A 9,926-nucleotide genomic window follows, 5' to 3' on the forward strand; every position below is an offset into this window, starting at 1 on the left:
ACCGCTTTTTGCGCCCCCGGCGCGCAGGTGAGACGTATGCTGTTCGACTACCGCGATACCGTGCCCCTGGCGGGCATGCCGCCGGTTTCCGTGGAGGATCTGCGCGACCATATCCGCGCCCGCCTGGCCGAAGGCTGGCGGCTGCTGGCTTTGTTCGGCCTGCCGGAGGCGGACGCCCCCAGAGATTTGAGCGGCAACATCGGCCTGTGCTGCGTGCTGGCCCAGGACAGCTCGCACTACCTGGAGGCCCTGCGCACGCCGCCGCTGCGCGGCTTTCCTTCCCTTGCCGCCGCCTGTCCGCAAGCGCAGCTCTTTGAGCGCGAAATTTTTGAGCAGTGGGGTGTGGAGCCCTTGGGCCATCCCTGGCTCAAGCCCGTGCGCCGCATTCCCGACGCAGCCCAGGCCCAGGCCAGGACCAGGGCGGCAGGCGGCCCCGATGCCGCATCCGCCGCCGGCCGTGCCGCCCCCTATCCCTTCTATCGGGTGCGGGGCGAAGAAATCCACGAGGTGGCCGTGGGGCCGGTGCACGCCGGGGTCATTGAGCCGGGGCACTTCCGCTTTCAGTGCTACGGCGAAAACGTGCTCCATCTGGAAATAGCCCTGGGTTATCAGCACCGGGGTCTGGAGAAGCTGCTGCTGGAGGGGGCGGCGCGCCGCCGCCTGCCGCTGCTGGAGTGCGCGGCGGGCGACACGACCGTGGGCCACGCCACGGCCCACTGCGTGCTGCTGGAGCGCCTGGCGGGCCGGGTGGCCGCCCCGCGCGCCCAGAGGCTGCGGCGCATCGGCCTGGAGCTGGAGCGCCTGGCCAACCATGTGGGCGACCTGGGGGCCATTGCGGGCGACACGGGCTTTCTGCCCACGTCCTCCTGGAACGGACGCATCCGCGGCGATTTTCTCAACCTTACGGCCAGCCTGTGCGGCAATCGTTTCGGGCGCGGACTGCTGCGCCCCGGCGGCGTGGCCTGCGACCTTGCCCCGGAGCAGTGCGCCGACCTGCTGGCGCGCGTGCGGGAAGCCGGGCGCGACGCGCGCGGGGCCGTGGACGTTATGCTGCACAGCCAGAGCGTGCTGGAGCGCCTTGCGGGTACCGGGGCGGTGGACGCGGCAACGGCGCGGGCGCTGGGCCTGGTGGGCCCGGCGGCGCGGGCCTGCGGGCTTGCGCTGGACGCGCGCTTCCACTTTCCCCTGGCGGATCTGCCCAGCGTCGGCTGCGCAGTGCGCGTTGCGGAGGGCGGCGACGTGCTGGCCCGCACCCTGACGCGCAGCGCGGAGCTGGACGACGCCTTGCGCCTGCTGGAGCTGGACCTGGCCGCCCTGGCGGCCATGCCCGGCAATGCGGCCGCGCCCGAAGCGGAGGACTGCGCCCCTTTGCCGCCCGACACGCTGGGCGTGGCGCAGGTGGAGGGCTGGCGGGGCGAGATCTGTCACCTGGCCGTGACCGATCCGGAGGGCGGGCTGCTGGTCTACAAGGTCGTGGATCCTTCCTTCCGCAACTGGCCGGGGCTGGCCGTGGCCCTGCGCGGCAATCAGATTTCGGACTTTCCGCTCTGCAATAAGAGCTTCAACCTTTCTTACTGCGGCCACGATTTGTGAGGCCTTGCCATGTTGCGCATCATTCGGGAACGTCTGCACCAGAAATACCGCACGCTGGACTACCCCCGGCGGCAGCCCGCGCTTTCGCCCCGCTTTCTGGGGCGGCCCGAGCTCGCGCAGGTGGCCTGCGGCGCGTGCCGGGCCTGCCTGGACGCCTGCCCCACAGGCGCGTTGCTGCCCACGCCGGGGGCCGAAGACGGCACCCCCACCCTGGATATGGGGCGCTGCACCTTTTGCGGGGCCTGCCGCGCCGTCTGCCCCAAGGGGGCCATTGCCTTCACGGGCGAACACCGCCTGGCCGTCTTTGCCCGCGAAGACCTGCTGGTGCGCCCCGGACCGCTGGCGGCGCCGACGGAAAAAGCCCGGACCGCGCCGCAGGCCGCGCGGGAGAAGTTCGCCCTTTTTCGCCGCTCCCTCAAGCTGCGCCAGGTCAGCGCCGGAGGCTGCAACGCCTGCGAGGCGGACTGCAACGTGCTCACCACCCTGGTCTATGACCTGGGCCGCTTCGGCATCGACTTTGTGGCTTCGCCGCGGCATGCGGACGGCCTTGCCGTCACGGGCCCGGTGACGGAAAACATGCGCCTGGCCCTGCTGGATGCCTACCATGCCGTGCCGGAGCCGCGCCTGGTGCTGGCCGTGGGCGCGTGCGCCATTTCCGGAGGCCTGTTTCGCGACGCGCCGCAGTGCTGCAACGGCGTCTCGGAGCTGCTGCCTGTGGACCTTTTCATCCCCGGCTGTCCGCCCAATCCCTGGACTATCCTGGACGGCCTGCTCCTGCTGCGAGGGTAGTTTTTTTGTAGCGCAGACTGCCGCTGCGAAGAGGCATTTCAAAGTTTACGGCAGACTCGTTCCGGCATTTAACAGCCCCAATAAATTGCATTGACGCCCGCACATGCGGCTGCCCGCCGCAAAGGCGCAACAGAAGCGGTGGGTTCGGGAAACTGGACCGCCGCTTTGCTGTTGTGGATAAAAGGGGACTGCGGTTGCATGCATCGGAGGGGAGCAGTCCGGCGTGGGGGATGTGACGGCGGCGCGCTTTGCTTTTTCTGCAACAAAGCGGCCCCTGTCCGTGGACAGGGGCCGCTGAAGGCAGCATTTGCAGCTGTGGGCTTTATCCGGAAGGCTAGTCAACCTTGTCTTTTTTGAGCCAGGACATCATGCCGCGCAGTTCTTTGCCCACCTTTTCGATCTGGTGCTCGGATTCGTTGCGGCGGGTGGTGAGGAACATGGGGTAGCGGGCGCGGGCTTCGAGGATGAAGTCGCGGGCGAAAACGCCGGACTGGATGTCTTTGAGCACGGCCTTCATTTCCTTCTTCACATTTTCGTTGATCAGGCGCGGGCCGGAGACGTAGTCGCCGTATTCAGCGGTATTGCTGATGGAGTAGCGCATGCGGGAGAGGCCGCCCTCGTAGATGAGGTCCACGATGAGCTTCATTTCGTGCATGCATTCAAAGAAGGCCATTTCCGGCTGGTAGCCGGCTTCCACCAGGGTTTCAAAGCCGGCCTTGATCAGGGCGGAGAGGCCGCCGCAGAGCACGGCCTGCTCGCCGAAGAGGTCGGTTTCGGTTTCTTCGCGGAAGGTGGTTTCGATGACGCCGGAGCGGGTGCCGCCGATGCCTTTGGCATAGGCCAGGGCCGTCTTGAGGGCGGAGCCGGTGGCGTCCTGCTCAATGGCCACCAGGCAGGGCACGCCCCCGCCTTCGGTGAAGGTGCGGCGCACCAGGTGGCCGGGGCCTTTGGGCGCGATGAGGAAGACGTCCACGTCCTTGGGCGGCAGGATCTGGCTGAAGTGGATGTTGAAGCCGTGGGCGAAGAGCAGGGCCTTGCCCTTGGTCAGGTGGGGCTTGATGTCGCTTTCGTACACGGCGGCCTGCACTTCGTCAGGCAGGAGGATCATGATCAGGTCGGCCTGGGCGGCGGCTTCGGCGGCGGAGACGGGGGTAAAGCCGTGTTCTTTGGCCAGCGCGTAGTTGGGGCCGCCGGGGCGCTGGCCCACCACAACCTTGACGCCGGAGTCGCGCAGGTTCTGGGCGTGGGCATGGCCCTGGCTGCCGTAGCCGATGATGGCCACGGTCTTGTTTTTGAGGCAACTGAGGTCCGCATCCTGATCGTAGTAAACTTTCATCTGAACTTCCTCTGAGTACTCACGGTTAAAAAAGGGTTCCTCCCCGCCCGCGCGTGGAGGAGCAGCGGCTTGAAACCCGACGCCCAAAGCCGGGGCCGTAAGTCCCCCCCCGTGGGGGGGGGGACCGTGTGCGCGTCTTTTGGGCATGCCCCCGGAAGGGGGGCAACGTCAATCGGTTTTTTTGGAGCGGCGCATGGCCACGGCCCCGGTGCGGGCCACTTCCTTAATGCCGAAGCGTTGCAGCAGGCCCAGGATGGCGTCCAGTTTTTCCTGGTCGCCCGTAGCCTCGATGGTCATCTCATTGTGGCTTACGTCCACCACCTTGCAGCGGAAGATTTCCACCGTGCGCAGGATTTCGCCGCGGGCCGGGCCTTCGGCCTGAACCTTGACGAACATCATTTCGCGCGTCACGGCGGGGATGTCCGCAAAGTCCACCACCTTGATGACAGAGACGATTTTGTGGAGCTGCTTCATGATCTGCTCCAGAATCAGGCTGTCGCTGTCGGTAGTGATGGTCATGTGTGAAACGCCCTCTTCAAGGGAAGGGGCCACATTGAGCGAATGGATATTGAAGCCGCGCCCGCTGAACAGCCCCACCACGCGCGAGAGCACGCCGGGTTCGTTCTCCACCAGCACGGAAAGCACATGTCGTTGCATAGCCGCCTCCCTTACACCAGCAACATTTCGTCGAGCGCCGCGCCTGCGGGCACGATGGGGTACACGTTTTCCTCCCGCTCCACCACCACGTCGATGAAGGCGGGGTTGGGCGTGCCCAGGGCCTTTTCCAGCACGGGGCGCAGGTCCGCCGTGCTGGTGATGCGGTAGCCTTCAGCTCCGTAGGCTTCGGCCAGTTTTACAAAGTCCGGCTGGGCCTCCATGTTGGTGGAGCTGTAGTTGTGGTTGTAAAAGAGGTCCTGCCATTGGCGCACCATGCCGAGGTAGCGGTTGTTAAGGATGATGACCTTGATGGGCAGCCTGTTGGCCACCACGGTGGCCAGCTCCTGGATATTCATCTGCAGCGAGGCGTCGCCCGCCACAGTAATGACTTTTTTTTGCGGGAAGGCGAACTGCGCCCCCACCGCGGCGGGGAAGCCGTAGCCCATGGTGCCCAGGCCGCCGCTGGTGAGCAGGGTGCGGGGCTTGGTAAAGGTATAGAACTGGGCCACCCACATCTGGTGCTGGCCCACTTCGGTCGTAATAATGGCGTCGCCCCCGGTGAGATCGTAGAGGGTTTCGATCACTTCCTGGGGTTTGAGGTGGCCGTTTTTCTGGTAGCCCAGGGGCTTGCTTTCCTTCCAGCGGTCCACGGCGGCAAGCCAGGCGGCGTGCTGCCCGGCCCAGTCCCGGCCCTGCTGTTTGGCCTCGCAGATTTCGGCAATGCCTTCCAGGGCCAGGCGGCAGTCGCCCACCACGGGCACTTCCACTTCCACGTTTTTGCGGATGGAGGTGGGGTCTATATCAATATGAACAATGCGGGCCTTGGGCGCAAAAGCCGCCAGTTTGCCGGTAACGCGGTCGTCAAAGCGCGCGCCCACGCACATGAGCACGTCGGCGTTGTTGATGGCCAGGTTGGCCGCGTAGGTGCCGTGCATGCCCACCATACCGAGCCAGAGGGGATCGGTGGCGGGGAAGGAGCCCAGCCCCATAAGCGTGCAGGTGACGGGAATCTGCAGCTTGCGGGCGAGGCTGGTCAGGGCCTGGCCGGCATTGGCCATAACCACGCCGCCGCCGGCCAGGATGACCGGGCGCTCCGCGCGGGCCAGCTCTTCCACCGTGCGGCGCAACTGGTTCAGGTTGGGCTTGTAGGTGGGGTTGTAGCTGCGCATGGAGACGGCTTCAGGCCAGACGAAGTCCGCCCTGGCCTGCATGACGTCCTTGGGCAGATCTACCAGGACGGGGCCGGGGCGGCCCGACCGCGCCAGGAAGAAGGCCTGGCGGATGGTCGCGGCCAGCTTGCGCACGTCCTTGACCAGGAAGTTATGCTTGGTGCAGGGGCGCGTAATGCCTACGATGTCCACTTCCTGAAAGGCGTCATTGCCGATGAGCTGCGTGGGTACCTGGCCGGTGAATACCACTAGCGGGATGGAGTCGGCATAGGCCGTGGCAATGCCCGTTACCGTGTTGGTGGCTCCGGGGCCGGAGGTCACCAGACACACGCCTGCCTTGCCGGAGGCGCGGGCGTAGCCATCGGCCGCATGTACGGCACCCTGTTCGTGCCGTACCAGCACATGGTGCAGTTCAGGGTGCCGCGGCAGCTCGTCGTAAATGTCAATGACCGCGCCGCCGGGATACCCGAACAGCACGTCCACGCCTTCTCTCTTCAGGGACTCGAGGAGAATCTGCGCACCTGTACATTCCATAACCGGCTCCTTACAGCAGCCCGGCTATCCTTGCTTTTTCAGACGGTCAAGGATGGCCATAAGCTGGGTTTTGCCCTCAAGTTTCTGCTTTTTGAGCTGCTTGAGGGTTTGTTCCTCGGTGGGGGTACGAAAAGCCTTGTGTTCCAGTTTTTCCACCTGCTTTTCGTAGAGTACGTGGTCTTCCCAAAGGGATTTCAGCTCCGGATCAGTAGCCGCATAGGTTTCTAGCATTTCCAGTTCGTGCTGATCCATACGAACGCTCCCGTGTTATAGTGTTCGTGCGCGGGTTGCCCCGCGCGTGAAACCGTGGTTCGGCCGCCGCGGCGGCTAGTTGAGGGTCATGGCGTACTGGGCGAGCGAGGCAACCACAATGCGGTTAAAAAGCTCAATGGCCAGCAGCACCACTACCGGGGAAAAATCCATGCCGCCCGTATAGGTAAAGGGCAGCCACTTGCGCACCCGGTAAAAGACCGGTTCTGTCAGCGCGCGCAAGGTGCGTACAATGGGATTGTACGGGTCGGGCCGCACCCAGGTGAGCACGGCCGCAATGATGACAATCCAGAAATAGAGGTTCAGAAGCCCCCCCAGCACCAGGGCAACGGCGCTCAGGGTATTGGCAAGAACAATCATGCGCCCTCCAGCGTAGTTGTCTTGTGTAGCCGCAAACAACACGGGGCCGCGGCCCCGGGGCGGCGGTCCGTTCAGCGCCCGGCCTTGCGGGGCAGGGCATCGGCGAGGGCGGCGTGCAGCGCGGCAAAGTCCGCCGCCGTAATCCGTCCGCGCAGGGGGCCGGTGGTAAAGGCGGCAAAAACCACCCCGGCCCCTTCCGCGGTGGTTTTGTCGTGCTCGCTGTCGCCCACAAAAAGCACGTCCGCCGGATTGCAGCCCCAGGCGGCGCAGATGCGTTGCGCCCCTTCCGGCGAGGGCTTGGGCGCGGCTGTATCCGCCGCGACCACAGGATCAAAATAGGAGGGCAGGGCAAAAATGTCCAGAACCCTTTGGATGCCGTGCAGGCGGCGGTTGGTGTGCACGGCCATGCGCACCCCGCGGGCGCGCAGGTCATCCGCAAAAGGGCGGAAGCCCTCCTGCAGCCGCAGTAAGGGCACGATATCGCGGTCATAAACCACATCGCGGCTAACGACCTCTTCAATGCGGTGGTGCAGATCGGGCGGCACAATGTGCCGCAGAGCCTGCCCCGCCGTGGCCATGAAGCAGTATTCTTCCTGCTCCGGCGTCATGGGCGGCAGCCCGAAGACAGAGAGTACCTTATTGTAAAAGATGGCGTTGGATTCGCGCGAATCCAGCAGCACGCCGTCGCAGTCAAAAATGACCCCGGCGAGCCCGTGCGGAAAAAGCCGGGCGCTCATGACCCGGCCTCAAAACCCCGCCGCATGCGGCGGGCAGTATGGCGCAAAGCTGCATCTTCGGCGTGCATCCTTCCCCCTTTGTACCGCAGCATAGCCGGAGGCGGCAGGAAGCGCAAGGCGCAGTATTGTCAGGCGCGGCGTATTTGCATATATACACGCCAGCCCCGTTGCCGTTCCGGCAGGCGGGGCAAGCCCGGCCGGTTTCCGGCACAACAAGGAGTAAGCATCATGGAACAGGGCACCATCCGCCTGAAGACAGGCCTTGCGGAAATGCTCAAAGGCGGTGTGATCATGGACGTCACTACGCCCGAACAGGCCAAGATCGCCGAAGACGCGGGCGCCTGCGCCGTCATGGCCCTGGAGCGCGTGCCCGCCGACATCCGCGCCGCGGGCGGCGTGGCCCGTATGGCTGATCCCACCATCGTCAAAAAAATCATGGAAGTGGTGAGCATCCCCGTCATGGCCAAGGCCCGCATCGGCCACTTTGTGGAGGCCCGCATCCTTGAGGCCCTGGGCGTGGACTACATCGACGAAAGCGAAGTGCTCACCCCCGCCGACGACAAATACCACATCGACAAGCGCGACTTTACCGTGCCCTTTGTCTGCGGCTGCCGCAACCTGGGCGAAGCCCTGCGCCGCATCGCCGAAGGCGCGGCCATGATCCGCACCAAGGGCGAGCCCGGCACCGGCAATGTGGTGGAGGCCGTGCGCCACTGCCGCCAGGTTATGGATGAAATCCGCGCCCTGTGTGCCCTGCCCGAGGCTGAAGTGGCCAACTTCGCCAAAGAGATCGGCGCGCCCCTGGAAGTCTGTTACGCCGTGCGCAAGGAAGGCCGCCTGCCTGTGGTCAACTTCGCCGCCGGCGGCATCGCCACCCCGGCCGACGCCGCCATGATGATGCACCTGGGCTGCGACGGCGTGTTCGTGGGCTCCGGCATCTTCAAATCCGGCGACCCGGCCAAGCGCGCCAAGGCCATTGTTCAGGCCGTGACCAACTATAAGGACTACGCCGTGCTGGCCGAAATCTCCCGCGACCTGGGCGAAGCCATGGTGGGCATTGAAATCTCCACCATCCCCGCCGAACAGCGCATGCAGGAACGGGGCTGGTAGCCGTGGCCGACCTCAGCGTGGGCGTGCTAGCCCTGCAGGGGGCCTTTCGCGAGCATGTAACGGCCCTGGCCCGCTTGGGCGTCGCGGCCCGCGAAGTGCGTCAACTCAAGGATCTGGACGGCCTGGACGCCATTGTCCTGCCCGGCGGCGAAAGCACGGTCATGGGCAAGCTGCTGCAGGACTGGCAGATGCTGGAGCCCCTGCGCCGCCGTATTCTTGACGGCATGCCCGTCTACGGCAGCTGCGCCGGGCTCATCCTGCTCTGCAAGGATATTGAAGATTCGGAGCAGCCGCGCCTGGGCGTGCTGGACGCCACCGTGCGGCGCAACGCCTTTGGCCGCCAGGTGGACAGCTTTGAAACGGACCTGACCCTGCCGGACCTGGGCACTGAACCCGTGCATGCCGTGTTTATCCGCGCGCCTGTCATCACCCGCGTGGGGCCGAAGGTGCAGGTGCTGGCCCAGGTCAGAGACCAGGCCGTGGCCGTGCGCCAGAACAACGTGCTGGCCACATCCTTCCACCCGGAGCTCACTGCCGACTCCCGCCTCCACAAATACTTCCTCTCCATGTGCGGCCGTTGATCCGGCAGGGGGGGGATTTGAGGGCTTTTGTGGGGGAAGGGAACTTTTGTGCATAAAGGTTCCCTTCCCCCATGCCCCCATCCTTCATCATCCTTTTTCTCAACCCCCTTTTCTCTGTTCAGGGCTGCGCGTAAGGCGCGCCGGGGGCCAGAAGCGCCTCCCCGCTGCCGCGGGGCAGGGCCGATGGCGCGGCACGCAGCCGCAGCATCTCAAAGATGAAGTGCTCTGGCCCGCGCCCAGCGCGGACGTGCCGGCTTTTTGCGGAAAAAAGCAAAAAGTGTTTGACAGAGTGTGGCCGCCGGACTACATTCGCCTTTCGCCGCAACGAACCGGAACGGCGCAACCCCAGGCAAAAGAAATTTTGCGGATTGCGAAAAAAACGGTTGACAGATGCGGCGAGGGGGAGCATAACTCCCCAGCGCGACTTGAGAAAAACGGTTTTTGGCAACGCAGGGCGGAAAGAAATTTCGCCGGGAACGAAAAAAAGCAGTTGACTCTGGAAGCGAAAGGGAGCATAAACGCTCCTCGCGCCGACCGAAAACGGAAGGCGGGGCCGGAAGGCCAAGTGGTTCATTGACAAGTGAATAGCGAGTGGGAAGGAAATCTTTGAGATTCCGATTTTTGCCCATTGGGCAAGAATCTTGTACAGAATTTGAACTGGAGAGTTTGATTCTGGCTCAGATTGAACGCTGGCGGCGTGCTTAACACATGCAAGTCGAACGCGAACGGGGCTTCGGCCCCAAGTAGAGTGGCGCACGGGTGAGTAACGCGTGGACAATCTGCCCTTATG

The 9,926-nt window shown here is 64.6% G+C and carries 10 protein-coding genes and 1 rRNA gene; 5 read left to right on the forward strand and 6 right to left on the reverse strand.

All coding sequences use genetic code 11. From position 1 onward, the window contains the following. The first annotated feature begins 36 nt into the window (after nucleotides 1–36). Nucleotides 37–1,593: a hydrogenase large subunit gene (locus BLS55_RS06995; protein ID WP_092153737.1), complete on the forward strand. Its 1,557-nt coding sequence runs from the start codon at nucleotides 37–39 to the stop codon at nucleotides 1,591–1,593. 9 nt (nucleotides 1,594–1,602) lie between these two features. After that, nucleotides 1,603–2,382, forward strand: coding sequence for an NADH-quinone oxidoreductase subunit B family protein (locus tag BLS55_RS07000; RefSeq protein ID WP_092153739.1), 780 nt, complete (start codon nucleotides 1,603–1,605; stop codon nucleotides 2,380–2,382). A 334-nt stretch (nucleotides 2,383–2,716) separates the two neighbouring features. On the opposite strand, the gene ilvC is transcribed toward BLS55_RS07000, so the two are convergent. The 6 genes from ilvC to BLS55_RS07030 form a co-directional block, all read right to left on the reverse strand. Further along, nucleotides 2,717–3,865 (reverse strand): ketol-acid reductoisomerase, encoded by a 1,149-nt coding sequence (ilvC, locus tag BLS55_RS07005; protein ID WP_257243169.1) that lies wholly within the window; start codon nucleotides 3,863–3,865, stop codon nucleotides 2,717–2,719. 21 nt (nucleotides 3,866–3,886) lie between these two features. Further along, complete coding sequence (ilvN, locus tag BLS55_RS07010; protein WP_092153743.1) at nucleotides 3,887–4,375, reverse strand: acetolactate synthase small subunit; 489 nt, start codon at nucleotides 4,373–4,375, stop codon at nucleotides 3,887–3,889. Between the two features lie 11 nt (nucleotides 4,376–4,386). Beyond that, nucleotides 4,387–6,078 (reverse strand): biosynthetic-type acetolactate synthase large subunit, encoded by a 1,692-nt coding sequence (gene ilvB, locus BLS55_RS07015; protein ID WP_092153745.1) that lies wholly within the window; start codon nucleotides 6,076–6,078, stop codon nucleotides 4,387–4,389. Nucleotides 6,079–6,102: 24 nt separating this feature from the next. Further along, nucleotides 6,103–6,330 (reverse strand): HP1242/YdcH family protein, encoded by a 228-nt coding sequence (locus BLS55_RS07020; RefSeq protein ID WP_092153747.1) that lies wholly within the window; start codon nucleotides 6,328–6,330, stop codon nucleotides 6,103–6,105. A gap of 75 nt (nucleotides 6,331–6,405) precedes the next feature. After that, complete coding sequence (locus tag BLS55_RS07025; protein WP_092153748.1) at nucleotides 6,406–6,708, reverse strand: YggT family protein; 303 nt, start codon at nucleotides 6,706–6,708, stop codon at nucleotides 6,406–6,408. Between the two features lie 71 nt (nucleotides 6,709–6,779). Beyond that, on the reverse strand, nucleotides 6,780–7,445 hold the full coding sequence (locus BLS55_RS07030; protein ID WP_092153750.1) for an HAD family hydrolase: 666 nt from the start codon (nucleotides 7,443–7,445) through the stop codon (nucleotides 6,780–6,782). 228 nt (nucleotides 7,446–7,673) lie between these two features. Between BLS55_RS07030 and pdxS the strand changes: the two genes are divergently transcribed. The 3 genes from pdxS to BLS55_RS07045 form a co-directional block, all read left to right on the forward strand. Then, nucleotides 7,674–8,555, forward strand: a complete 882-nt coding sequence (gene pdxS / locus BLS55_RS07035; protein WP_092153752.1) for a pyridoxal 5'-phosphate synthase lyase subunit PdxS — start codon at nucleotides 7,674–7,676, stop codon at nucleotides 8,553–8,555. Between the two features lie 2 nt (nucleotides 8,556–8,557). Further along, entirely contained in the window at nucleotides 8,558–9,136 is a 579-nt protein-coding gene (gene pdxT, locus BLS55_RS07040; protein WP_092153754.1) for a pyridoxal 5'-phosphate synthase glutaminase subunit PdxT, read from the forward strand. 654 nt (nucleotides 9,137–9,790) lie between these two features. Continuing rightward, a 16S ribosomal RNA gene (locus tag BLS55_RS07045) occupies nucleotides 9,791–9,926 on the forward strand; the annotation flags it as partial.

Source organism: Desulfovibrio legallii (assembly GCF_900102485.1).
GTDB lineage: Bacteria > Desulfobacterota > Desulfovibrionia > Desulfovibrionales > Desulfovibrionaceae > Desulfovibrio > Desulfovibrio legallii_A.